This is a genomic window from Microbacterium sp. K41 (assembly GCF_004794395.1).
Taxonomy (GTDB): Bacteria; Actinomycetota; Actinomycetes; order Actinomycetales; family Microbacteriaceae; genus Microbacterium; species Microbacterium sufflavum.
The window spans coordinates 1-23,008 of sequence record NZ_SSDO01000418.1; the positions used below are offsets into that span (position 1 = coordinate 1).

Here is a 23,008-nt window from a genome sequence, read left to right on the forward strand (position 1 = left end):
CGCCGCGGCCACCGCGAGTCGTCCGTCCGCGTCGACGGCGGGGCGGTACAGCGTGGCGCGGAGGGCGCTGCGGGCGCTCAGCGTGCCGACGAGGTGCCCGTGGTGGACCACGGTGACCATGTCGACGTCCGCCTCGGTGATCACGTCGAACGCGTGCCGCTCCGAGCCGATGTCGTCGGCGTCGATCGACGGGCTGCCGCGGTGGACAAGGTCGCCCAGCTGCGCGTCGGGGAGGGCGGTCGCGAGGCGGGTCGCCGGCAGGATGCCGAGGATCCGCTCCACGTCGATCGGGCCGGACCCGTGGGCGACCACGATCCCGTGACCGCTGGTGGCCGGCAGCAGTCGCAGCGCCTCGGCCACCGTGGCGTGCGGGGGCAGCACGATCGGCGTGTCCCACAGCACGGGCTGGCTCTTCACATCGCGGATCGCCGCGTCGAGCTCCTGCAGCGGGAGGTCCTGCGGCAGCACGCCGAGCGCACCGCGCCGGGCGAGCACCGCGGCGAGGCGGGGCCCGGTGACCGAGTTCATGTTCGCGGCCACCAGCGGCAGGGTCGCCGGGGTGCCGTCGTGCGGGGCCAGATCGACCTGGAGCCGACTGGTGACGCCCGACCGGCGCGGCACCAGGAAGACGTCCGAATAGGTCAGATCGACGGTGGGCTGCGCGCCTGAGAACTCCATGCCTCCACGGTACCGAGATCGGGACGGCGCGGGCGGGTGGCTTCGACGATTACCCGGGCGAAACAGGTTAGGCTTGGTGGTCGAGAGTGTGCGCGCCCGAACGCATTCCTGCGTCGTGCCTCCGCACCGAAGATCTTCAGCGATGAAAGAGGGCGATAGAGCGTGTCGAACCAGGTGACCGGCGTCGGTGGCGACGGGGGGTTCGGAGCCAATTCCTGGCTCGTCGAAGAGCTCTACGAGCAGTTCAAGGAGAACCGCGACTCGGTCGACAAGGAGTGGTGGCCCATCCTGGAGCAGTACGACTCCGAGGCCACGGCCGCCGGGACGAGCGCGACCGGATCCGCTCCGGCTGACACCGCAGCCGCACCCGCGCATCCGGTCACCGCGCCCATCCCCGTGATCGGTGCGCAGCCTGTCGCCCGCACCACGGCCAAGCCCGCCGCGGCCGCCCCGATCCCCGCGCAGGCGCCGAAGCCCAAACCCGAGTCGAAGGAGCCGGTCGAGTCCTCCGAAGAGGACAAGGTCACGCCGCTGCGCGGTCTGCCCAAGACCCTCGCCGCGAACATGGACGAGTCGCTCACCGTCCCCACCGCGACCAGCGTCCGCACCGTCCCCGCCAAGCTGATGATCGACAACCGCATCGTCATCAACAACCACATGGCCCGCACGCGCGGCGGCAAGGTCAGCTTCACGCACCTCATCGGCTGGGCGCTCATCCGCACGCTCGACGAGTTCCGCAGCCAGAACGTGTTCTACGCCGAGGTCGACGGCAAGCCCTCCGTCGTCGCCCCCGCGCACGTCAACCTCGGCATCGCGATCGACCTGCCCAAGCCCGACGGCACGCGCGCCCTCATGGTGCCGAGCATCAAGCGCGCCGACACCATGACCTTCACCGAGTACCTCGCCGCGTACGAAGACCTGGTCACCCGCGCCCGCGGCAACAAGCTCACCGCCACCGACTTCCAGGGCACCACGGTGTCGCTCACCAACCCGGGCGGCATCGGCACGGTGCACTCGGTGCCGCGTCTCATGAAGGGCCAGGGCTGCATCATCGGCGCCGGCGCCCTCGAGTACCCGGCCGAGTTCCAGGGCGCGAGCGAGAAGACGCTCAACGAGCTCGCGATCGGCAAGACCATCACCCTCACCAGCACCTACGACCACCGTGTCATCCAGGGCGCAGGGTCCGGCGAGTTCCTGAAGAAGGTGCACGAGCTGCTGATCGGGCAGCGCGGGTTCTACGACGACATCTTCGCCGCGCTGCGCATCCCGTACGCGCCGATCCGCTGGAACCCCGACATCGCCGTCGACCTGGCCGAGCGCGTCGACAAGCAGTCCCGCGTGCAGGAGCTGATCAACTCCTTCCGCGTGCGCGGCCACCTGATGGCCGACATCGACCCGCTCGAGTACGTGCAGCGCTCGCACCCCGACCTGGAGATCGAGAGCCACGGGCTGACCTTCTGGGACCTCGATCGCGAGTTCGTCACGGGCGGCTTCGGCGGGCGCCGCGTGGCGAAGCTGCGCGACATCCTCGGCGTGCTGCGCGACTCGTACTGCCGCACGCTCGGCATCGAGTACATGCACATCCAGGACCCGGAGCAGCGCCGCTGGTTCCAGGAGAAGGTCGAGGTCAAGTACCAGAAGCCCGGCCACGACGAGCAGCTGCGGGTGCTCCGCAAGCTGAACGAGGCCGAGGCGTTCGAGACCTTCCTGCAGACGAAGTTCGTCGGCCAGAAGCGGTTCTCGCTGGAGGGCGGCGAGTCGCTCATCCCGCTGCTCGACGAGATCCTCCAGGGCGCGGCGACCGCGGGCCTCGAGGGCGCGGCGATCGGCATGGCCCACCGCGGCCGCCTCAACGTGCTGACCAACATCGCCGGCAAGACCTACGGCCAGGTGTTCCGGGAGTTCGAGGGCACGCAGATGCCCGGCAACCAGCGCGGCTCCGGCGACGTGAAGTACCACCTCGGCACGGAGGGCACGTTCGTCGCCGACGACGGCTCCTCGCTCCCGGTGTACCTCGCCGCCAACCCCTCGCACCTCGAGACCGTCGACGGCGTGCTGGAGGGCATCGTCCGCGCCAAGCAGGACCGTAAGCCGATCGGCACGTTCGCCTGGCTGCCCATCCTCGTGCACGGCGACGCGGCCTTCGCCGGTCAGGGCGTCGTCGTGGAGACCCTGCAGATGTCGCAGCTGCGCGGCTACCGCACGGGCGGCACCATCCACGTCGTGGTCAACAACCAGGTGGGCTTCACGACCACCCCGAGCGACGCCCGCACCTCGGTGTACGCGACCGACGTGGCCAAGACGATCCAGGCGCCCATCTTCCACGTGAACGGCGACGACCCCGAGGCCGTCATCCACGTCGCGCAGCTGGCGTTCGAGTACCGCGAGCGCTTCCACCGCGACGTCGTGATCGACCTGGTCTGCTACCGCCGTCGCGGTCACAACGAGGGCGACGACCCGTCGATGACGCAGCCGCTCATGACCGACCTCATCCAGGCCAAGCGGTCGGTGCGCCGCCTGTACACGGAGTCGCTGGTCGGTCGCGGTGACATCACCGAGGAGGAGTACGACGAGGCCAAGGCCGACTTCCAGAACCGCCTGGAGATCGCTTTCGCCGAGACGCACGCCGCCGAGACGGGTGCCACGCCGATCGCGCCCGAGCTCCCGCCGGTCGAGGACCAGGTGGGCGCACCCGAGATCACCGGCGTCCCCGCCGAGGTCATCCAGCTGATCGGTGACGCGTTCGTGAACAAGCCCGAGGGCTTCACGGTGCACCCGAAGATCCAGCAGCTGCTGGAGAAGCGCCTCGACATGAGCCGCAACGGCAACATCGACTGGGGCTTCGGCGAGCTCCTCGCCTTCGGGTCGCTGCTGGTCGAGGGCACCCCGGTGCGGCTCGCCGGACAGGACTCGCGCCGCGGCACGTTCGTCCAGCGCCACGCCGCGCTGCACGACCGCGCGAACGGCCAGGAGTGGCTGCCGCTGTCGAACCTGTCCGACGCGCAGGGCCGCTTCTTCGTCTACGACTCCCTGCTCAGCGAGTACGCCGCGCTCGGGTTCGAGTACGGCTACTCGGTCGAGGCGCCCGAAGCGCTCGTGCTGTGGGAGGCGCAGTTCGGCGACTTCGTCAACGGCGCCCAGTCGGTCATCGACGAGTACATCTCCGCCGCCGAGCAGAAGTGGGGTCAGCAGTCCAGCGTCACGCTCCTGCTCCCCCACGGCTACGAGGGCCAGGGACCGGATCACTCCTCCGCCCGCATCGAGCGCTTCCTGCAGCTGTGCGCTCAGGAGAACATGATCGTCGCTCGTCCATCGACCCCGGCCTCGCACTTCCACCTGCTGCGCCGCCAGGCCTACGCCCGTCCGCGCAAGCCGTTGATCGTGTTCACCCCGAAGGCGATGCTGCGCCTGCGCGGGGCGACGAGCCCGGTGGAGGCCTTCACGCAGGGCCGTTTCGAGCCGGTCATCGACGACGACCGCGGTCTCGACCGTTCGGCCGTCAAGCGCGTGCTCGTGCACTCGGGCAAGGTGCACTGGGATCTGCGCGCCGAGCTGGAGAAGAACCCGAACCCCGAGGTGGCCCTGGTGCGCCTGGAGCAGCTGTACCCGACGCCGATCGACGAGCTCAAGGCCATCACCGATTCCTACCCGAACGCCGAGCTCGTGTGGGTGCAGGAGGAGCCGGAGAACCAGGGTGCCTGGCCGTTCCTCGCGCTCGCATTCGCGGATGTCCCCGGCGACCGCACGTTCCGTCCGATCTCGCGCCCGGCGTCCGCCTCGCCCGCGACCGGATCGTCGAAGGTGCACGCCGCGGAGCAGGCGACGCTGCTGCGCTCGGCCGTCACCCTCGGCTGACCGTTCGGCCGCAACGGGCGCCGCGACCACTCGGTCGCGGCGCCCGTTCCCGTTGCGGCGAGGGCGGTCTCAGTACCAGATGTCGAGCGACGGGGCGGGGAATGCGGCCAGGGCCCGGTCGAGCGCCCCCACGGCCTCCGGGGAGCCGCTGATGCGGCCGGCACCCGCCAGCGAGGCCGCGCGCACGCTGCCCGCGTACAGCGACGACAGCGCCGACACCGAGAGCGTGACGTCCGCCTCCTCGCCCGAGGCCGACTCGACCTCGGCACGCCCCGCGCCGTCCACCCGCATGCGCCACTCCCCCTCGGAGAAGCCCAGCGGGTCTTCCACCCGGATCACGACGTCGAGCGGAGACGAGTACCGGCGCCCCGTGAGGGCGGCAGGCACATCGAGGATGCGCAGCCAGCCGTGGTCGTGCACGATCTGGGTGACGCCGCGCGGGTCGGCGACCAGCCACGGCAGCGCATCATCGAGCGGGCGCAGGTCGGCGGTCACCTCGTCCACCAGGTCGTGCTGCAGCGCGAACCGCCACAGCATCGCGGTCGACTCCGGAGTCTCGGCGACCAGCAGTCGCACGTGCAGGGCGAACCGGAACGACTCGCCCTTCTCGCTGACCGCGTACGCCATCACACCGCGGACTACGCCGTCGGCGTCGACGTGTCGTACGCCCCGCACGCGGTCACGGTCGGTGTCCGACGACTGCAGACCGGCGAGGCCCGTCCAGCGCGCACGCCACCCCGGCACCTGTCCCGACCGCGCACCGCGCGAGCGCTCGTGCACCGCGCCGAGCTCCTGCGCGAGCTGCTCACGATCCAGGTACTCGATGCGCCCCTGCGGTGCCGGGCCGTCCCAGCCCGCGCGCCGCGTATCGACCGTGAACCGCGCGACCGGCACGGCAGACCCGAATCCGTAGCGGCCGTAGATCGTCGCCTCCGATGCCGTGAGCCCGGCGACCGCGACCCCGGCGTCTGCGGCGGCGCGCAGCTCGCCCTCCAGCAGGGCGCGGGCGATACCGCGGCGCCGGTGCGTCCCGGAGACCGTGACCCCGCTGATCGCCCACAGGCCGATCTCGCCGCCGGGCACCGTCATGGGCGTCACCCAGGAGTCGATCGTGGCGACGGGGTGCGGCGCGGTCGCCGCGTCACGCTCATAGACCCCGATGTTGCGGCGGCTGCGCACGGTGGGCAGCCCGTCCGCAAGAGTCTCGGCGGTGGGTTCCGCGCCCAGGAAGCCGCGGGCCAGCGCGCGCTGGAACGCTTCGACCGCCGCGGCGTCATCCAGGTCGAGCACCCGGTAGTCGAGCCCCTCCCCTGCCAGACGGTCGACGGAGGTCTGATCGGCGGGGATCCCGCGTGCATCGATGAGGGCCATGCGACCAGCCTATTGGCCGCCGCCGACGCGCGAGCGGGCCAGTCAGTGCTGCGCGGCCTGCACCTCGCGCAGGCGGGCGAACACCTGGTCGCGCAGCTCCTCGGGAGCGGTCTCCTTGCAGGCGCGCGCCACGACCTCGGTGAGTGTGGTGGCCACGAGCGCCTCGTCCCGGCAGGACGGGCAGTTCTCGAGATGCTCGCGGATCTCGGCGTGCTCGGTCTTGCACACCTCGTTGCGGAGGTACTCCTCCAGATCCTGACGGGCCTTGTCGCAGCCGCAGTCGCTCATTTCGTGCTCCTCGGTTCAGCCGCGGCGATGCCTCGCTCGGCGGCATAGTCGGCCAGCAGCTCCCGCAGCATCCGCCTGCCACGGTGCAGACGGCTCATCACGGTGCCGATGGGGGTCTTCATGATGTCGGCGATCTCCTGATACGCGAAGCCCTCGACATCCGCCAGATACACCGCCAGCCGGAAGTCCTCCGGGACGGACTGCAGCGCATCCTTCACGACCGAGGCCGGCATGCGGTCGATCGCCTCGGCTTCGGCGGAGCGACTGTGCGAGGCGGTGGTCGACTCGGCACCGCCGAGCTGCCAGTCCTCGAGCTCGTCGATGGTGCCCTGGAACGGCTCGCGCTGACGCTTGCGGTAGATGTTGATGTACGTGTTCGTCAAGATGCGGTACAGCCAGGCCTTGAGGTTCGTGCCCTGGGAGAAGGTCGACCACGACCCGTACGCCTTCACGAAGGTCTCCTGCACCAGGTCGGCGGCGTCCGCCGGGTTCCTGGTCATGCGCATGGCCGCCGCGTACAGCTGGTCCATGAAGGGGAGCGCCTGCTCCTCGAACTCGCGTCGAGGGTCGCCGACGGTGTCTGCGGTTGCGGTGTCATCCATCACCGGCCAGTCTAGGCCGCGGAGGTCGATCACCTCGCGCTCCAACGTCGCGGGCATGCCCATCCCTTCCTGCCTCGGGTGCGCCGCTTCTCACGATGACGGCGTCCTGTTTACTAAGGTGAGAACCGATGAGCGCCAAAAGGTATTCCCCCTCCCGTGTGCAGGGCGCCTATCCCGCGCCCACCACCGACGCGCCGGTGCGCGCCGAGCTCACGATCCCCGGATCGAAGTCTCTGACGAACCGTGAGCTCATCATCGCGGCGATCGCCGACGGTCCGGGGCGTCTGATCGCCCCGCTCCACAGCGACGACTCCCAGCGCATGATCGAGGCCCTGCGCGCCCTCGGCGTCGGCGTGGAGGAGGTCGACGGCGGTCACGAGTTCGGTCCCGATCTGGTCGTCACCCCGGCGAAGCTACACGGCGGTGTCACCATCGACTGCGGTCAGGCGGGCACGGTCATGCGTTTCATCTCCCCGCTCGCGGGTCTCGCCGAGAACGACGTGCACCTCACGGCCCACGAGACCGCGCTGCATCGTCCGATGGGCGGCCTGATCAGCGCCCTGCGCGACCTCGGGGTCGACATCGACGACGAGGGCACCTGGGCGCTGCCGTTCACCATCCGCGGGCACGGCCGGATCCGCGGCGGCCGGGTCGAGATCGACGCCTCCGCCTCCAGCCAGTTCGTGTCGGGCCTGCTGCTCGCCGCCCCGCGCTTCGACGTCGGCCTGCACCTCGTGCACACGGGCGAGCGGCTGCCGAGCCTGCCCCACATCGACATGACGATCGAGGCGCTGAGCCGCCGCGGCATCCGCATCGAGCGCCCGGCCGTCGGCGAGTGGCTGGTCGAGGCCGGCGTGCCGCGTGCGAAGGAGATCGCGATCGAGCCGGATCTGTCGAACGCCGCGCCGTTCCTCGCCGCCGCGCTCGTCACGGGCGGAGCGGTGTCGATCACCGGCTGGCCGGCGCACTCGACGCAGCCCGGCGCGCTCCTGCCGGAGATCCTGCAGAGCGCCGGCGCCCACGTGTCCCGCCACGGTGGCACCCTCACGGTGCGCGCGGGCACGAGCATCCGCGGCCTCGACATCGACCTCTCCGCGGCGAGCGAGCTCACGCCCACGCTGGTCGGTCTCGCGGCATTCGCAGAGTCCCCGACCACGATCCGCGGCATCGGGCACATCCGCCTGCACGAGACCGACCGCATCGCGGCGCTCGTAGGGAACCTGCGCGCGCTGGGCGGCACCGCCGAGGAGCTTCCCGACGGCCTGCGGATCGTGCCCTCCCCCCTGCGCGGGGGTACGTGGCCCGCGCACCACGATCACCGTATGGCGACGACGGGGGCCCTCATCGGACTGCGGGTGCCCGGCGTCGAGATCGATGACATCGGCACGACCGCGAAGACCCTCCCGGAGTTCACGATGCTCTGGGAGCGGATGCTGCGAGGCTGACGGTGAGCTGGCTCGACGACACCGACCTCGACGACGACTTCGAGGAGTACGACGAGAGCGCGATCCGCACGCGTCCGAACCCGAAGGCGAACCGTCCGCGCACCAAGCGCCGACCAGCGCACGAGGACGCCCAGATCGGCCGCGTGCTCGGCGTCGATCGTGGACGCTATTCCGTCCTCCTCGACGAGGGCACGGCCGAGGAGCACACGATCACGGCCGCGCGCGCTCGCGAACTGCGGCGCACGCCGATCGTGACCGGCGATCAGGCTCGCGTCGTGGGCGACACCTCGGGCGCCGAGGGCACGCTCGGGCGGATCGTGGGCATCCTCGACCGCACGTCCCTGCTGCGCCGCAGCGCCGACGACACCGACCAGGTCGAACGCGTGATCGTGGCCAACGCCGACCAGATGCTCGTGGTCGTCGCCGCCGCCGACCCGGAGCCGAGGGCCCGCCTGGTCGACCGCTACCTCGTCGCGGCGCTCGACGCGGGCATCCGCCCGCTGCTGGTCGTGACGAAGACCGACCTCGCCGACCCCGCGGAGTTCCTCGCCCACTTCGACGGCCTCGACCTGCGCGTCTTCACCAGCGCACGCGACGAGATGCCCGTGGCGGAGATCGGCGAGGCGCTGGTCGGCCACTCGACCGTCTTCGTCGGTCACTCCGGCGTCGGGAAGTCGACGCTCGTCAACGCGCTGGTCCCGTCCGCCGGCCGCGCGACTGGTCACGTCAACCAGGTCACCGGCCGTGGGCGCCACACCTCCTCGTCGACCGTGTCGCTGCGCTACGAGGGTCCGGACGGCACGGGATGGGTCATCGACACTCCCGGTGTGCGCTCGTTCGGCCTCGGACACGTCGATCCCGCCAACATCCTGGCGGCGTTCACGGAACTCGCCGTGATCGCGGAGAACTGCCCCCGAGGCTGCACCCACCTGCCCGATGCGCCGGACTGCGCCCTCATCGAGGCCGCGGAGCGCGGAGAGCTGAGCGAGACGGGCCGCGCGCGCCTCGACTCGCTGCAGCGCCTCCTGCAGACGTTCGCCGACAAGGCGGAGCAGACTCCCGGCCGATAAAGTGGACGGGTGACTGAGCGCCTGGAACCCGGTACTGCCGCCCCCGACTTCACCCTCCTCGACCAGGACGGGAACCCCGTCTCCCTGGCCGACCTGCGCGGCCGCAAGACCGTGCTCTACTTCTACCCCGCTGCGATGACCCCCGGGTGCACGACCGAGGCCTGCGACTTCCGCGACAGCATCTCGTCGCTGCAGGGTGCCGGCTACCAGGTCGTCGGGGTCTCCCGCGACGACCCCGCCACCCTGACCACCTTCCGCGAACGCGACGCTCTCACGTTCCCGCTGCTCAGCGACCCCGACCACGCGGTCCACGAGGCGTACGGCGCCTGGGGCGAGAAGATGAACTACGGCAAGGTGGTCGAGGGCGTGATCCGTTCGACCTTCGTGCTTGACGAGGAGGGCGTGATCACGCTCGCGCAGTACAACGTGAAGGCCACGGGCCACGTGGCGCGACTGCGCAAGCAGCTCGGCATCGACGCGTGAGCATGGCGCCGTGGGGCGTCACTCCGCCCCGCGGCGCTCGCCTTCGCGTCGCGCGCTGGAGATGAGCAGCGCGAAGCCGACGACTCCCGGAACCGCGAGTCCCAGCACGAACGCCCACGGCACCGGCTGCACCGTGAGCGATCCCAGCGCCAGGGCGACCGCGAGCACCTGAGCCACCACCCCGCCGGAGCGCGCCCACGACCGCCCGGAACGCGTCCCCACGGCGAACGCGACGAGGGCCGCTGCGCCGATCAGGGTCAGCACGATGAGCGCGATCGCCGTCGTCGACGACGCCGCGTCCCCCGCACCGAGACCGGCCACCTCGATCGCCGCGAACACGACGAGCGCGGCGGCTTCCAGAGCGAGCACCGCGGACGCGGCGAGGGCGATTCCCGGTGCGCGCACGGGGTCCTCCTGGGGGTGCAAAGCAGAGAAAACCCTTGATTTCAGGGTATCCATGTAACAGAATAGAGAAAGTCATGTGCTCCCACAGCGGCGTGGGGCGAACGTTCGCGTTCGCATCACAATCGGCGGGCATCCGCCCGCATCTCAACAGGGTAGCGGAACCCGAACCGCCGCCCGAATCGAGAAGTCGCATCGCGACATCTCATGAAATCCACACCGAGGAGCCCCCATGGACTGGCGCGATAAGGCCGCCTGCCTGACCGTCGACCCCGAGCTTTTCTTTCCCGTCGGCAACACCGGACCGGCCGTCGACCAGATCGAGAAGGCCAAGACGGTCTGCGCCACGTGCACCGTCACCGAGATCTGCCTGCAGTACGCCCTGGAGACCAGCCAGGACTCGGGCGTCTGGGGCGGCCTGTCCGAGGACGAGCGGCGCGCACTCAAGCGCCGCGCCGCTCGCGCCCGCCGCGCCTCCTGACGACTTCGAAGCGGCCTGAGATCAGATCTCAGGCCGCTTCCGTCTGTCCGGTGTCCGCGTTCAGCGCTCCAGCCATCGCAGCGGGATGTCGATGACCACCTCGGTGCCCTCACCCTCGCTGCCGCGCCACTCGATCGACCCGCCGAGCTCCCCCTGGATGAGCGTGCGGATGATCTGCGTGCCGAGGCCCTGACCGACGCGCCCCTCCGGCAGCCCGTGGCCGGTGTCGCGCACGGTGACGCGGAGGTTGTCCTCGGTGCGCTGGGCGTCGATGGTCACCGAGCCCTCCTGACCCGCGAGCCCGTGCTCCACTGCGTTCGTGACGACCTCCGTCAGCGCGAGGGCGAGCGGCGTGGCGTACTCGCTCGGCAGCACCCCGAAGCGCCCCGTCGACTGCGTCCGAGCCCGGGTGTTCGGCGCGGACGCCACCTCTGCGACCAGCTTGAGGACCCGATCGAACACCTCGTCGAAGTCGACCTTCTGGGTGAGTCCCTGGGCCAGCGTGTCGTGCACGACAGCGATCGCGTCGACCCGGCGCATGGCCTGCGTGAGCGCGTCTCGGGCCTCGTCGGAGTGCGTGCGACGCGCCTGGATCCGCAGCAGCGACGCCACGGTCTGCAGGTTGTTCTTCACCCGGTGGTGGATCTCCCGGATGGTCGCGTCCTTCGTGATCAGCTCCTGCTCCTGATGCCGCAGTTCCGAGACATCGCGGCAGAGCACGATCGCGCCGATGCGGGTGCCGTGGTCCTTCAGCGGGATCGCGCGCAACGAGACGGTCACACCGCGCGCCTCGATGTCGGTGCGCCACGGTGCGCGGCCGGTGACGACGACCGGCAGCGACTCGTCGACCTGCCGCGAGGGCGGTACCAGCCGGGTCGTGACCTCCGCGAGCGATTCCCCCTCGAGCTCGTCGTCGAATCCCATGCGGTTGAACGCCGAGAGCGCGTTCGGGCTCGCGAAGGTGGTGATCCCGTCGACGTCGATGCGGATCAGGCCGTCGGACGCACGCGGCGCTCCGCGACGGGGTGAGGTCGGTGCGGCCGGGTCGGGGAAGCTGCCGTCCGCGATCATGCGGAACAGGTCGTTCGCGCACTCGTCGAACGTGATCTGCTGCCGCGACGGCGTGCGGACCTCGCCGAGGTTGGTGTGGCGGGTCACGACCCCGATGACGGAGGGCGCCACGTCGTCGCCGCGGCGGGTGATCACGATCGGAACCGCCCGCACGCGCGTGGGCGTCTCCTCGAACCAATCCGGCGAGGAGGAGTCCACGATCTCCGCCGACTCGAAAGCGCCCTGGACCTGCGTGCGCCACTGCGGACGAACACGCTCGCCGACGATGTCCCGGTAGAACAGCGTCGCCGCGCCGCTCGGACGGGCGTGGGCGACGGCGATGAAGGACCCGTCCTCCGTCTGGATCCACAGCACGATGTCCGCGGAGGCCAGGTCGGCGAGGAGCTGACCGTCACCGGCAAGACGGTGCAGCCACTCGATGTCGTCGTCGGTCAGAAGGCCCTGGGTCTGGGCGAGGTCGCTGAGGGTTGACACCTACCCAGCCTAGGCCGCACCGCCTCAGAGGATGGCCAGCGACGTCGCCCGCCATCGTCGATCGAGCCCTTCGAGTCGCACCGCGACCGCCCTGGTCCGTCCGGGACCTGCCACGACGACGACCGCTTCGATCACGCCGTCGACCGGCTCCGTGACCCGGAGCGAACGGATCACGAACGTCGGTCGCGCCGGCGGCACACCCCGCGCGCTCCTCGCCCGTGCCGCCAGGTTCGAACGCACGACCAGACTCCGGTACGCGTCCTCGCTGAACCATCGCGCGAGCTGATCGATCTCCCGCACACCGGCGAGCACTTCCAGGACGCCGTGCGTGAGACGGCGCAGCAGCGGTGCGGGATCGGGAAGCTGACGCGTGGGCGTCGGCTGCGGGGCGAAGTACTCGTGAAGCATCATGGCGAACTCTCCGGTCGGCGGACGAACGGCGACAGTCGAGCACGCGCGAGCACCCGCGCGGGGGCGATCAGCGGAACTATGTGGATAACTCGTACATCCGACCCGCGCTCCCCCTACGCTCTGTCGGGTGCACTGGGACCGCCTCTTCGACGACCTCGAGAGCCAGCTCGCCTCGGAGTGGGAGGCGGAGCGCGCCGCGCTGGATGCGGAGTCCGAGCGGCTCCGCATCTCCCGACTCGACCTGCACTCGCGTCTCCGGCAGCTCTGCGCCGCCGACGCCGACGCGGTCGTCGACCTGGCGGACGGCCACCGGCTTCCGGTGACGCTCCGATCCCTCGGCGTCGACTGGATCGCAGCGGTCTCGCGGGTACCGCAGGAGGCGAGGGCTGCCGCGTCGGCCCTGCTGATTCCCCTCCCCGCGATCACGGGTCTCGCCGTCGACCACGGCGCCATGCTCTCCAGCCTCGACGAGCATCGGCCCGCCGAGCGCACCCTCCGCGAGCGTATGCCGATCGGCTTCGTGCTGCGCGACCTCGCGCGACGACGCGTACCCGTCCACCTGACCACACGGCACGGAGACGACGTGCACGGCACGATCGATCGCGCCGCCGCCGATCACCTTGATCTGGCGCTGCACGACACCGGGGAGTCGCGGCGAGCCGCTGCGGTGCGCGGGTTCCGCATCGTCCCGTACGCGGCGCTCGTCGTCGTGCGCTTCTCCGGCGATCAGCGCGTGTGAGCCGCGGACGTTCCCCACACCTCGGGGAAGCTCGCGGTCTGCGACTGACGCCACAGCGCCATCCTGCGTGCCTCTTCCGACTGCTCGGCGAGGTACCCCTCGATGCTGGCCTCCTCCACGCGCCAGCGCGCGGGCGAACCCAGTTGCGCGCCGCGCAGTCGCCCCTCGTGGATGAGGCCGATCACCTCGGCCACGTCGATGCTCAGGAGCTCCGCGACCTGCGCGGGAGCGAGGAACTGCGGTGCGGGGGTCGGAGCGGGTGTCATACCCACATTCTGGTCGAGGGGCTACCGACGGGGGCGGGTGTCCCGCGTATGTGGATAACTCCGCGAGCCCTCTCCGCGGTTCTGTGACGATATCGCCATGGCTTCCCACTCGCGTCCGCGCCCGGCTTTCCGCGCCGACCTGCGCTTCCTGGTCGGCATCGCCCTCGTCGTCCTCTCGATCGCCGGGGTATGGCTGCTCGTCGCGGCATCCGACCGGACCGAACCGCTCCTGCAGGCGCGGCGGACCATCGCGCGCGGCGAGGTTCTCACCGCTGACGACTTCGAGGTTGCCCAGGTCAGCATCGGCGCACTCACGGATCGGTACGTGGGTCCAGGTCGGCTCGAGCCGGGGCAGATCGCGCGGCGCACGCTCACGAAGGGCGAGCTGCTCCCCCGGTCCGCGGTGGCCGACGAGAAGGACGACCGCACCACCACCGTCGTGATCGAGACCACGACCGCGATCCCCGATTCGATCGGCCCCGGCGCCGACGTCGAGGTGTGGCAGGCGCCCGCGAGAGACGACGGCAGGACGTTCGACGCCCCGCGCGTCCTCGTCGGCGACGCGGTGGTGCGGACGGTCCTCGAAGACGACGGCATGCTGGCGGAGAGCGGCACGAAGGTGGAGATCGTCGTCGACCGGACCGACGTCGCCGACGTGCTCGCGGCCGCCACCGGGGGCGCCGCGCTCTCCGTGATCCCTGTCGGTGCCGGATCGTGATGGTCCTGGTCGCGCTCCCGAAGGATCGGGCGGACCAGCTCGCCGCCGAGCTCCTCCTGGAAGGAGTGGACGCGGTCGCCATCGATGGTCCGTCGAGCGTTCGCGAGCATCTTCACGCCGGCGTGGATGCGGTGATCGTTCCCGCCTCGCGAGACGCGCTGACTCCGGACCTGATCGCCGCATGTGACCGGGCGGGTGTCCGTATCGTGGCGCTCGGCGACTCCGACAGTCGTCTCCTGGCACGACTCGGCCTTCCGTCGGCGCTGCGCACGGACGCCCCCGGTTGGGAGGTGGCGGCAGCGCTCCACGCGGAGGCCTCGCCCGCCGTCGCCGAGACGCCTCGGAGCGCCTCCCCGAGGATCATCGCGGTCTGGGGGCCCCAGGGAGCTCCCGGCCGCTCGACGGTCGCGATCCAGTTGGCCGTGGAGCTGGCGCGCACGGGCCGCCGCACAGCGCTGCTGGATGCGGACACGGTCGCTCCCTCGCTCGCGCTTCTCCTCGGGCTCGGCGACGACGCCCCGGGAATCGCCGCTGCCTGCCGCCGCGCGGAGACCGGGGCACTCGACAGCGCCGAGCTCGCCAGGCTGGCGGCACGCGTCGGCGCGGGCGGTGTGGAGTTCGACGTGCTGTGCGGCATCAATCGTCCGACTCGCTGGCCCGAACTCTCGGCGCATCGACTCCACGTCCTCCTCGCGGCCTGCCGGGAGTGGGCGGAGGAGACGGTGGTCGACGTGGCAGCCGCGGTCGACGCCGACGACGAGGCGACCTACGATCTGGTCGGCCCTCGCCGCCACGCGGCAACCGCGGCGACCCTCGCCGAAGCCGACCGCATCGTGGCCGTCGCGGCCGCCGACCCGGTCGGCATCAGCCGCTTCCTCCGAGACCACGCCGAGGTCCGCCGACTCGTCGGCTCCACGCCCATCACGGTGGTGGTCAACGCCGTACGCCCCGGGCCGCTCGGCATCGACGCCCGGGGACAGGTGCGCCGGACTCTCGAACGGTTCGCCGGGATCACCGACATCGTCTTCCTGCCGTTCGACCAGCGCGCAGCAGACGCGGCCCTGCTGCACGCGCGGCCCATGGCCGACCTCACACCGCGTTCCGCCCTCGTCGCGGGGGTGCGTCGACTCGCGCTGTCGCTCTCCCCCGCGCCCGCCGTCGCCGCGCCTACTGGCGGTAGCTCGAGAGGAAGTTCCCCAGTCGCTCGACGGCTTCGCTCAGCACTCGCGGCTCTGGCAGGGTCACCAACCGCAGGTGATCGGGGTTCGGCCAGTTGAATCCGGTGCCCTGCACGACCAGGATGTGCTCCGACACCAGCAGGTCGTACACCAGCTTCGCGTCGTCACGGATCTCATGCACCTCGGGGTCGAGACGCGGGAAGGCGTACAGCGCTCCCTGAGGCTTCACGCACGTCACCCCCGGGATCGCCTCCAGGCCTTCCCATGCGATGTCCCGCTGCTCGTGCAGGCGACCGGTCGGCGCGATCAGCGCATCGATCGACTGCACCCCGGAAAGCGCCGCCTGCACGGCGTGCTGCGCGGGCACGTTCGGGCACAGCCGGGTCGACGCCAGCAGTGTGATGCCCTCGATGAAGCCCTTCGCATGGTCCTGCGGCCCCGTGATCACCATCCACCCCGAGCGGTAGCCCGCCACACGATACGTCTTCGAGAGGCCGTTGAACGTGAGGCACAGCAGGTCGGGCGCGAGGGTCGCCGTGGGGATGTGCACCGCATCGTCGAACAGGATGCGGTCGTAGATCTCGTCCGACAGGATGAGCAGCTGATGCTCCCTGGCGATCTGCACCAGGCCCTCCAGCACCGCGCGCGAGTACACGACACCGGTCGGGTTGTTCGGGTTGATGATGACCATGGCTTTGGTCCGCGGCGTGATCTTGGACCGGAGATCTTCCAGATCGGGCTGCCAGCCGTCGTTCTCATCGCACACGTAGTGCACCGGCGTGCCACCGGCAAGGCTGGTCATGGCGGTCCACAGCGGATAGTCGGGCGTCGGGATCAGCACCTCGTCGCCCTCGTCGAGCAGCGCCTGCATGGTCATGGTGATGAGCTCGGACACGCCGTTGCCGAGGTACACGTCGTCGGGGTCGAACCGCGGGAAGCCCTCGACCTGCTCGTACCGGCTCACCACGGCGCGTCGCGCGGAGATGATGCCCTTGCTGTCGCTGTAGCCGTGCGCCGTGGGGAGGGCTGCCAGCATGTCGTGCACGATCTGATGCGGGGCGTCGAAGCCGAAGATCGCGGGGTTGCCCGTGTTCAGCTTGAGGATCCGGTGGCCCTCTGCCTCCAGTCGCGCCGCCTCGACGAGGGCGTTTCCGCGAATCTCGTACAGGACGTTCTTGAGCTTCGACGACTGGTCGAAGGTGCGCGATGGTGTCATCGATCAAGCCTACAGGGACGAAAGGAGGGCCAATCCGCACGGACTGGCCCTCCTCTCACCCTGCTCGGGTCACTTCTTCTTCTTGCCCTGCGCCCGACGCTGCTCGCGGTTGCCGGCGGCCGGTGCGGGGGCCTCGGTGCGCTGACCGAACGCGCCGCGCGGCGCCTCCTCCTCGGGGGCGGACGGGGGTGTCTGCGCCCGTGCGGCCGCCTGACGCAGACGGTCGGTCGCCGCCTGCTGCACCTGCCCGCGGTCGTTGCGCACCTCGACCTCGCCGGCGTCGTTCGCGGCGGAGTACTCCAGTCGCTGCTCGCCCCCGTCGGTGGCGAGGCCCTTCGCCTCGACCTCCGCGGTCTGCGCATCGCCGACGCGGCGCACCTCGACCTCGAGGTTGTAGAGGTAGCCGACGGACTCCTCCTTGATCTGCCCCATCATCGACTGGAACATCGCGTACCCCTCGCGCTGGTACTCGATGAGCGGGTCGCGCTGGGCCATGGCGCGCAGGCCGATGCCGTCCTTCAGGTAGTCCATCTCGTAGAGGTGGTCGCGCCAGCGGCGGTCGAGCACCTGCAGCACCACACGGCGCTCCAGCTCACGCGTGGCGGCCTCGCCCAGCGACTCCTCGCGCTTCTCGTACGCGATCTTCGCGTCGGACAGCAGTTCGCGCGTGAGACCCTCCGCGGTGATCCCGCCCTTGCGGCCCGCAGCCTCCGACACGACCTCGTCGATGGTCACTCCGACCGGATAGAGCGTCTTGAGCTCGGTCCACAGCGCGTCGAAGTCCCAGCTCTCGTTGTGACCCTCGCCGGTGTGGTCGCGCACGACGCCGCTGATCGCGTCCTCGATGAAGTGCTGCACCCGGTCGGCGATGTCGTCGCCCTGCAGGATGTGGCGACGGTCGGCGTAGATCGCCTCGCGCTGCCGGTTCAGCACGTCGTCGTACTTGAGGACGTTCTTGCGCATCTCGGCGTTGCGCGCCTCGACCTGCGACTGGGCGCTGCGGATCGCGCGGGAGACCAGGCCGGACTCGATCGGCACGTCGTCGGGGAAGTTGGTGCGGGCCAGGATCGCCTCGGCAGCGCCGGACTGGAACAGGCGCATGAGGTCGTCGGTCAGGCTGAGGTAGAACCGGCTCTCGCCCGGGTCGCCCTGACGACCGGAACGACCGCGGAGCTGGTTGTCGATACGACGGGACTCATGCCGCTCCGTGCCGAGGACGTACAGTCCCCCGGCCTCGATGACCTTGGTGGCCTCCTCCGCGACCACGGCCTTCATGGCCTCGTAGGTCTCGTCCCACGCGACCTCGTACTCGTCGGGGGTCTCGACCGGGTCGAGGCCCTTGGACTTCAGTTCCTGCACCGCGAGGAACTCGGCGTTGCCGCCGAGCATGATGTCGGTACCGCGACCGGCCATGTTCGTGGCGACGGTGACGGCCCCCAGGCGGCCGGCGCGCGCGACGATCTCGGCCTCACGCGCGTGGTTCTTCGCGTTCAGGACCTCGTGCTTGATGCCCTTCTTGGCCAGCAGCCGCGAGAGGTACTCGCTCTTCTCGACGCTGACCGTGCCGACGAGCACGGGCTGGCCGGCGGCGTGCCGCTCCGCGATGTCCTCGACGACCTGGGCGAACTTCGCCGTCTCGTTCTTGTAGACGAGGTCGGACTGGTCCTTACGGATCATCGGCCGGTTGGTCGGGATCGGGATGACGCCGAGCTTGTAGGTGGACATGAACTCCGCGGCCTCGGTCTCGGCCGTACCGGTCATGCCGGCCAGCTTCTCGTAGAGGCGGAAGTAGTTCTGCAGGGTGACCGTCGCGAGCGTCTGGTTCTCGGCCTTGACGGGCACGCCCTCCTTGGCCTCGATCGCCTGGTGGATGCCCTCGTTGTAACGGCGGCCCACGAGGATGCGTCCGGTGTGCTCGTCGACGATCATGACCTCGTCGTTCATCACGACGTAGTCGGTGTCGCGCTTGAACAGGGCGAGCGCCTTGATCGAGTTGTTGAGGAACGAGATCAACGGAGTGTTCGCCGACTCGTAGAGGTTGTCGATGCCGAGGTAGTCCTCGACCTTCTCGATGCCCGGCTCGAGCACACCGACCGTGCGCTTCTTCTCGTCGACCTCGTAGTCCACACCGGCCTCGAGCGTGCGGGCGATCTTGGCGAACTCCGCGAACCAGCGGTTCGCCTCGCCCGAGGAGGGTCCGGAGATGATGAGCGGCGTCCGGGCCTCGTCGATGAGGATCGAGTCGACCTCGTCGACGATCGCGAAGAAGTGCTCGCGCTGGACGAGGTCTTCCTTGCGCCAGGCCATGTTGTCGCGCAGATAGTCGAAGCCGAACTCGTTGTTCGTGCCGTAGGTGATGTCGGCGGCGTACTGCTCGCGACGCACCGCCGGAGTCTGCCCGGAGACGATGATGCCGGTGGTCATGCCGAGGGCGCGGTACACGCGTCCCATCAGCTCGGCCTGATAGTTCGCGAGGAAGTCGTTCACGGTGATCACATGCACGCCCTTGCCGGCGATGGCGTTGAGGTAGGCCGGGAAGGTCGCGACCAGGGTCTTGCCCTCACCGGTCTTCATCTCGGCGATGTTGCCGAGGTGGAGCGCCGCGCCACCCATGATCTGCACGTCGTAGGCGCGCATGCCCAGGGTCCGCTTGGCCGCCTCGCGCACTGCCGCGAAGGCCTCCGGCATGAGCTGGTCGAGGGTCTCCCCCTTCTCGTACCGCGCGCGGAGCTCCGCCGTCTCGTTGCGGAGCTCGTCGTCCGTGAGCTCCGAGATGTCGTCTTCCAGGGCGTTCACGGCCTTGACCACCTGATTGAGGCGACGGATGATGCGTCCTTCACCGGCGCGCAGCAGCTTCTCAAGAGGATTGGCCACGGATGTCTCTCCCTGTCATTGGGTCCTTGCCGGCCGCCGAGAGGCGATCGCCAGGCATACTTTGCCATGTTACCGGTCTGTGACCTGCGCGTCGCCTGCACGGCATATCGTGCCGCGCCGCGGCGGTGTTGCCGAGTATGCATATACTCGGCATGCTTCCGTCCGTCACGCAGAGGAGTCCGGCCATGTCCGTCCGCCACAGCCTGCTCGCCATCCTCGATCAGGGCGCCTGCTACGGGTACCAGCTCCGTCACGAGTTCGCCCGTCGAACGGGGTCGACCTGGACCCTGAACGTGGGACAGATCTACAACACGCTCGAACGACTCGAGCGCGACGGCATGGTGCAGCGGGGCGACGCCGACGAGCACGGCCACGTGTACTGGCGGATCACGCCGGACGGATCGGCCGAGGTGGCCCGCTGGCTGTCCGACCCCGTCGAGCGGATCCAACCGGCGCGCGAAGAGCTGGCCGTCAAGGTCGCGATGGCGGCGACGCTCCCCGGGGTCGACGCCGCCGACGTCATCCGCGCGCAGCGCGCGTCCTCTGAGCGCCGGCTCGCGGCTCTGCGCGACGCCGCCTTCACCGGTCACGACGCCGACAGCGCGGAGGCTCTGGCCTGGTCGCTCGTGACCGACTCCATGATCTTCGCGGCCGAGGCCGAGGTGCGGTGGCTGGAGCACACCGAGCGCCGTCTCGCCGCACACCCGCATCCTCAGCTCGCGCTCGGTCTCGCGACCGAGCGACCCAAGCGCGGCCGCCCCGCCGGAGCCGCGCAGCAGCGTCGGCCCGAACCCGTCGCCTGAGACCGCCGCGGTCGTACGGCACGTTCGCCTGGAGCGGATGCTCAGCCCGCGCGGTCACCGGGGAAACTAGGATCGCCTCATGGCTGGATTTTGGGGTAGACGCAAACGCGAACAGGAAGAACTCGCCGCTCAGGACGCCGACCTCGCACGGCGTGCCGAGCAGGCCCTCGTCGGAGCCGACGAGCGCATCCGCACCACCGCCGATGAGCTCGTGTTCGCCGAGGCCGAGCTGGGCGAGTCTCTGACCGCCGACCTCAAGGCCGCCCTGACCTCCGTGCGCACGCACCTGCGCGAGGCGTTCCAGCTTCATCAGCTCAACCACGACGAGATCCCCGACACCGCCGAGGAGCTGCGCACCCGCAACGCGCGCATCTTGCAGCTGTGCGACTGGGCCGAAGACCTCCTGGACGAGAAGACGACCGTCCTCGCGGAGTCGGTCGCGAAGGTGCGCCGCGCACCCCAGATCATCGCCCAGGTGCGCGCCGACGCCGAGGCCCTCGCCGCGCGGATCCCCCAGACGGACGAGACGGTCTCCCGTCTCTCCGCGCGCTACGCCGACTCGGCGATGCACCAGATCACGGCGAGCGCCGCCGAGGCGCAGCAGCTGATCCGCTTCGCCACCCACAGCGCCGACATCTCCGAGCGACGCCGCGAGGCCAAGCAGAACGAGGAAGCCAACCTCGCCCTCGAGACCGCGACCGAGGCGACGCGGCGAGCCGCCGCACTGCTGGACGCGGTCGAGGACTTCGAGATCGAAGCGCTCCGCGCCGAGTCCACCCTCGCCGAGGTCATCGCCGACTCCCGCGGCGACCTGATCGCCGCCCGCAACGCCCCCGCGGTGCCCGCGGTCGCCGAGGCGGTGGCGGCGCTGCAGGCCGCGCTCGCCTCGCTGACCCCGGCCGGCCAGCCGAATGATCCGTTCGCCGAGCTGTCGCGACTGCGCGAGGCCAACTCGGCGCTCGACGACGCCATCGCCAAGGCCAGGCACCGCGCCGAGAATCCGCTGCCGTCGCTCGCCCAGGTACAGCACGCGATCGACGACGCGGACCGTCAGCTGGGCGTGGCACGCGGCCTGATCGCCGGACACCGCGGCTGGATCGGGGCGGATGCGCGCACACGACTCGCCGAGGCCGAGCGCCTGCGCGTCGACCTGAGCGACCTCCTGCCGGCGGAGGACACCAGAGAGGCCGCGCTCGTGCAGGCGCGACGGGTCGCGCACCTCGCCGCCGAGGCGCTGCAGCTCGCGCAGCGCGACATCGACTCCTCGCGCCCGCAGGACCAGGACTGGGGCGGCGGCGGCTGGGGCGGCGGTCCGCGCCGGGGTGGTGGCATGGGCGGCGGCGACCTCGCCTCCGGCATCCTCGGCGGACTCGTCATCGGCAGCATCCTCGACGGCATCTTCGACTGACGCACCCCTGACCACGCGAAACGGCCCGATCCGCGATGGATCGGGCCGTTCGTGCGTCTGCCGAGCTCAGGAGGCGAGTGCCTCCGCCGGCGGTGCCTGCGTGCTCAGCGCGATCACGCCGTAGTCCCAGCCCTTGCGGCGATACACCACGCTGGGATGGTCGGTGCGGGCATCGACGAAGAGGAAGAAGTCGTGCCCGACGAGCTCCATCCGGTCGACCGCCTCCTCCACGGTCATCCACTCCGCATCGAAGCTCTTGGTGCGGATGACGACGGGCGAGTACTCCTCTTCCTCGTCGTTCTGCACAGGGATGCTGCCGGTCGCGACGGCGTGCAGGACCTCGACCGAGGCCGGCTGCACGTCGATGCCCTCGAGCGATCCGCTGCCCTTCTCGAAGTGTGGGCCGCGCGGGTGCTGGCGTCCGTCGACGCGCTTCTCCTTCGCGCGGCGCAACTGCTCCGTCATCTTGTCGACCGCGAGATCCAGCGCGACGAACTTGTCGCCGTCGACCGCCTCGGCCCGGACCACGGGACCCTTCCCGATGAGCGTCAGCTCGACCGTCTCATCGGGAACGCGCCCGTTTCGATACACGCGGTGGGTGACCTTGACGTCCAGACGTTGCGCCTTGGCTGCGAGAGTCTCGATCTTGGCGATCTTCTCTTCGACGACGGTGCGGAAGCGATCGGTGATACCCACCCCGACGCCGACGATACTCGTTTCCATTGCTGCCTCCTTGTCCCGGTCCTCCCGGCCAAGGGCGGACCGTGGTCGCCTTGTGACACCCCACCGTAGTCCGACCGGCGACGGAAGTCACGGGTGTCGGCCCTGTGTCCCCGGTGAGTCTCCGATGAACCTCATCCGGATACCGCGTTCGTCGGCGTGGCGGCGAGCGCGACCAGCGCGATCACCGCATACCCGGCCTCCTCGAGCGCCCGCGCGGCCTCGTCCAGGGTCGCCCCGGTGGTGACCACGTCGTCCACCACGACGACCGCCGCGCCGCGCCCGTCCGCGACGGCACGCATCGCGGCGCGGACGTTGTCGCGCCGCTCCATCGCGCCGAGGATGCGCTGGTCGTGCGCCGCCCTGGTCCAGCGCAACACCCGCGTGGTGCTCGCCCCGGCCCGCCGCACCAGCAGATCGGGCACCCGGAAGCCGCGGCGCCGGAACGCACGGCG

22 protein-coding genes are annotated in these 23,008 nt (G+C 70.3%); 10 read left to right on the plus strand and 12 right to left on the minus strand.

The window, feature by feature from the left end; translation table 11 throughout:
• On the minus strand, positions 1 to 678 hold a 678-nt coding region (locus tag DW309_RS12990; protein ID WP_205812764.1), incomplete at its 3' end, for an IMP dehydrogenase.
• 162 nt (positions 679 to 840) lie between these two features.
• Here DW309_RS12990 and DW309_RS12995 point away from each other — a divergent pair.
• The gene (locus DW309_RS12995) at positions 841 to 4,533 is read left to right on the plus strand and encodes a multifunctional oxoglutarate decarboxylase/oxoglutarate dehydrogenase thiamine pyrophosphate-binding subunit/dihydrolipoyllysine-residue succinyltransferase subunit (protein WP_136045621.1); all 3,693 of its coding nucleotides are present in this window, start codon (positions 841 to 843) and stop codon (positions 4,531 to 4,533) included.
• A gap of 69 nt (positions 4,534 to 4,602) precedes the next feature.
• Here DW309_RS12995 and DW309_RS13000 read toward each other — a convergent pair whose 3' ends face one another.
• The 3 genes from DW309_RS13000 to DW309_RS13010 are packed head-to-tail and all read right to left on the minus strand — an operon-like array spanning position 4,603 to position 6,851.
• The gene (locus DW309_RS13000; protein WP_136045622.1) at positions 4,603 to 5,904 is read right to left on the minus strand and encodes a GNAT family N-acetyltransferase; all 1,302 of its coding nucleotides are present in this window, start codon (positions 5,902 to 5,904) and stop codon (positions 4,603 to 4,605) included.
• A 42-nt stretch (positions 5,905 to 5,946) separates the two neighbouring features.
• On the minus strand, positions 5,947 to 6,192 hold the full coding sequence (locus tag DW309_RS13005; protein WP_136032923.1) for a zf-HC2 domain-containing protein: 246 nt from the start codon (positions 6,190 to 6,192) through the stop codon (positions 5,947 to 5,949).
• Positions 6,189 to 6,851 carry a sigma-70 family RNA polymerase sigma factor gene (locus DW309_RS13010; RefSeq protein WP_136045623.1) on the minus strand — a complete coding sequence of 221 codons (663 nt, stop codon included), beginning with the start codon at positions 6,849 to 6,851 and terminating at the stop codon, positions 6,189 to 6,191. The genes DW309_RS13005 and DW309_RS13010 overlap by 4 nt, the downstream gene beginning before the upstream one ends.
• A 71-nt stretch (positions 6,852 to 6,922) precedes the next feature.
• Between DW309_RS13010 and aroA the strand changes: the two genes are divergently transcribed.
• From aroA to bcp, 3 genes are read left to right on the plus strand one after another with little or no spacing between them, the layout of a single operon-like run.
• On the plus strand, positions 6,923 to 8,239 hold the full coding sequence (gene aroA / locus DW309_RS13015; protein WP_136032919.1) for a 3-phosphoshikimate 1-carboxyvinyltransferase: 1,317 nt from the start codon (positions 6,923 to 6,925) through the stop codon (positions 8,237 to 8,239).
• 2 nt (positions 8,240 to 8,241) lie between these two features.
• Complete coding sequence (gene rsgA / locus DW309_RS13020) at positions 8,242 to 9,309, plus strand: ribosome small subunit-dependent GTPase A (RefSeq protein ID WP_136032917.1); 1,068 nt, start codon at positions 8,242 to 8,244, stop codon at positions 9,307 to 9,309.
• Between the two features lie 9 nt (positions 9,310 to 9,318).
• Positions 9,319 to 9,792, plus strand: a complete 474-nt coding sequence (gene bcp / locus DW309_RS13025) for a thioredoxin-dependent thiol peroxidase (protein ID WP_136045624.1) — start codon at positions 9,319 to 9,321, stop codon at positions 9,790 to 9,792.
• Between the two features lie 18 nt (positions 9,793 to 9,810).
• Here bcp and DW309_RS13030 read toward each other — a convergent pair whose 3' ends face one another.
• Complete coding sequence (locus DW309_RS13030; RefSeq protein WP_136045625.1) at positions 9,811 to 10,197, minus strand: hypothetical protein; 387 nt, start codon at positions 10,195 to 10,197, stop codon at positions 9,811 to 9,813.
• A 229-nt stretch (positions 10,198 to 10,426) separates the two neighbouring features.
• Here DW309_RS13030 and DW309_RS13035 point away from each other — a divergent pair, with 229 nt between their 5' ends.
• Entirely contained in the window at positions 10,427 to 10,675 is a 249-nt protein-coding gene (locus DW309_RS13035; protein ID WP_017203224.1) for a WhiB family transcriptional regulator, read from the plus strand.
• Between the two features lie 60 nt (positions 10,676 to 10,735).
• On the opposite strand, the gene DW309_RS13040 is transcribed toward DW309_RS13035, so the two are convergent.
• Both DW309_RS13040 and DW309_RS20190 read right to left on the minus strand, forming a co-directional pair.
• The gene (locus tag DW309_RS13040) at positions 10,736 to 12,220 is read right to left on the minus strand and encodes a sensor histidine kinase (protein ID WP_136032911.1); all 1,485 of its coding nucleotides are present in this window, start codon (positions 12,218 to 12,220) and stop codon (positions 10,736 to 10,738) included.
• A gap of 24 nt (positions 12,221 to 12,244) precedes the next feature.
• Positions 12,245 to 12,631 (minus strand): Rv3235 family protein, encoded by a 387-nt coding sequence (locus DW309_RS20190; RefSeq protein WP_136032908.1) that lies wholly within the window; start codon positions 12,629 to 12,631, stop codon positions 12,245 to 12,247.
• Between the two features lie 127 nt (positions 12,632 to 12,758).
• On the opposite strand from DW309_RS20190, the gene DW309_RS13050 reads away from it, so the two are divergent.
• Positions 12,759 to 13,370, plus strand: a complete 612-nt coding sequence (locus DW309_RS13050; protein WP_136032906.1) for a hypothetical protein — start codon at positions 12,759 to 12,761, stop codon at positions 13,368 to 13,370.
• On the opposite strand, the gene DW309_RS13055 is transcribed toward DW309_RS13050, so the two are convergent.
• The gene (locus DW309_RS13055; RefSeq protein ID WP_136032904.1) at positions 13,358 to 13,636 is read right to left on the minus strand and encodes a helix-turn-helix domain-containing protein; all 279 of its coding nucleotides are present in this window, start codon (positions 13,634 to 13,636) and stop codon (positions 13,358 to 13,360) included. The genes DW309_RS13050 and DW309_RS13055 overlap by 13 nt on opposite strands.
• 97 nt (positions 13,637 to 13,733) lie before the next feature.
• Here DW309_RS13055 and DW309_RS13060 point away from each other — a divergent pair, with 97 nt between their 5' ends.
• Both DW309_RS13060 and DW309_RS13065 read left to right on the plus strand, forming a co-directional pair.
• On the plus strand, positions 13,734 to 14,354 hold the full coding sequence (locus tag DW309_RS13060; protein WP_136045626.1) for an SAF domain-containing protein: 621 nt from the start codon (positions 13,734 to 13,736) through the stop codon (positions 14,352 to 14,354).
• The gene (locus DW309_RS13065) at positions 14,354 to 15,631 is read left to right on the plus strand and encodes a CpaE/TadZ family protein (RefSeq protein ID WP_136045627.1); all 1,278 of its coding nucleotides are present in this window, start codon (positions 14,354 to 14,356) and stop codon (positions 15,629 to 15,631) included. Before DW309_RS13060 ends, DW309_RS13065 begins: the two co-directional genes overlap by 1 nt.
• Here the strand turns inward: DW309_RS13065 and DW309_RS13070 are convergent.
• Together DW309_RS13070 and secA are read right to left on the minus strand one after the other, a co-directional pair.
• Positions 15,522 to 16,748, minus strand: coding sequence for a pyridoxal phosphate-dependent aminotransferase (locus DW309_RS13070; protein WP_136035790.1), 1,227 nt, complete (start codon positions 16,746 to 16,748; stop codon positions 15,522 to 15,524). The two genes, DW309_RS13065 and DW309_RS13070, sit on opposite strands and share 110 nt — an antisense overlap.
• Before the next feature lie 69 nt (positions 16,749 to 16,817).
• A complete protein-coding gene (gene secA / locus DW309_RS13075) occupies positions 16,818 to 19,622 on the minus strand; it encodes a preprotein translocase subunit SecA (protein WP_136032896.1) in 2,805 nt (934 codons plus the stop codon).
• 185 nt (positions 19,623 to 19,807) lie between these two features.
• Here secA and DW309_RS13080 point away from each other — a divergent pair, with 185 nt between their 5' ends.
• Together DW309_RS13080 and DW309_RS13085 are read left to right on the plus strand one after the other, a co-directional pair.
• Positions 19,808 to 20,425: a PadR family transcriptional regulator gene (locus DW309_RS13080; protein WP_136032894.1), complete on the plus strand. Its 618-nt coding sequence runs from the start codon at positions 19,808 to 19,810 to the stop codon at positions 20,423 to 20,425.
• A 79-nt stretch (positions 20,426 to 20,504) separates the two neighbouring features.
• On the plus strand, positions 20,505 to 21,833 hold the full coding sequence (locus tag DW309_RS13085) for a coiled-coil domain-containing protein (protein WP_136032893.1): 1,329 nt from the start codon (positions 20,505 to 20,507) through the stop codon (positions 21,831 to 21,833).
• Positions 21,834 to 21,899: 66 nt separating this feature from the next.
• On the opposite strand, the gene hpf is transcribed toward DW309_RS13085, so the two are convergent.
• Together hpf and DW309_RS13095 are read right to left on the minus strand one after the other, a co-directional pair.
• The gene (gene hpf, locus DW309_RS13090) at positions 21,900 to 22,556 is read right to left on the minus strand and encodes a ribosome hibernation-promoting factor, HPF/YfiA family (protein WP_136032892.1); all 657 of its coding nucleotides are present in this window, start codon (positions 22,554 to 22,556) and stop codon (positions 21,900 to 21,902) included.
• Between the two features lie 131 nt (positions 22,557 to 22,687).
• Positions 22,688 to 23,008 (minus strand): phosphoribosyltransferase family protein (locus DW309_RS13095; RefSeq protein ID WP_275090543.1); only part of this gene is annotated, 321 nt, incomplete at its 5' end.

What these genes read in the sequence shown, in the direction of transcription:
- DW309_RS13000 (WP_136045622.1), bottom strand. Translation starts at nt 5,904, where the DNA reads ATGGCCCTCATCGATGCACGCGGGATCCCCGCCGATCAGACCTCCGTC.
- DW309_RS13005 (WP_136032923.1), bottom strand. Translation starts at nt 6,192, where the DNA reads ATGAGCGACTGCGGCTGCGACAAGGCCCGTCAGGATCTGGAGGAGTAC.
- DW309_RS13010 (WP_136045623.1), bottom strand. Translation starts at nt 6,851, where the DNA reads ATGCCCGCGACGTTGGAGCGCGAGGTGATCGACCTCCGCGGCCTAGAC.
- aroA (WP_136032919.1), top strand. Translation starts at nt 6,923, where the DNA reads ATGAGCGCCAAAAGGTATTCCCCCTCCCGTGTGCAGGGCGCCTATCCC.
- DW309_RS13035 (WP_017203224.1), top strand. Translation starts at nt 10,427, where the DNA reads ATGGACTGGCGCGATAAGGCCGCCTGCCTGACCGTCGACCCCGAGCTT.
- DW309_RS20190 (WP_136032908.1), bottom strand. Translation starts at nt 12,631, where the DNA reads ATGATGCTTCACGAGTACTTCGCCCCGCAGCCGACGCCCACGCGTCAG.
- DW309_RS13055 (WP_136032904.1), bottom strand. Translation starts at nt 13,636, where the DNA reads ATGACACCCGCTCCGACCCCCGCACCGCAGTTCCTCGCTCCCGCGCAG.
- DW309_RS13060 (WP_136045626.1), top strand. Translation starts at nt 13,734, where the DNA reads ATGGCTTCCCACTCGCGTCCGCGCCCGGCTTTCCGCGCCGACCTGCGC.
- DW309_RS13065 (WP_136045627.1), top strand. Translation starts at nt 14,354, where the DNA reads ATGGTCCTGGTCGCGCTCCCGAAGGATCGGGCGGACCAGCTCGCCGCC.
- DW309_RS13070 (WP_136035790.1), bottom strand. Translation starts at nt 16,748, where the DNA reads ATGACACCATCGCGCACCTTCGACCAGTCGTCGAAGCTCAAGAACGTC.
- DW309_RS13080 (WP_136032894.1), top strand. Translation starts at nt 19,808, where the DNA reads ATGTCCGTCCGCCACAGCCTGCTCGCCATCCTCGATCAGGGCGCCTGC.
- DW309_RS13085 (WP_136032893.1), top strand. Translation starts at nt 20,505, where the DNA reads ATGGCTGGATTTTGGGGTAGACGCAAACGCGAACAGGAAGAACTCGCC.
- hpf (WP_136032892.1), bottom strand. Translation starts at nt 22,556, where the DNA reads ATGGAAACGAGTATCGTCGGCGTCGGGGTGGGTATCACCGATCGCTTC.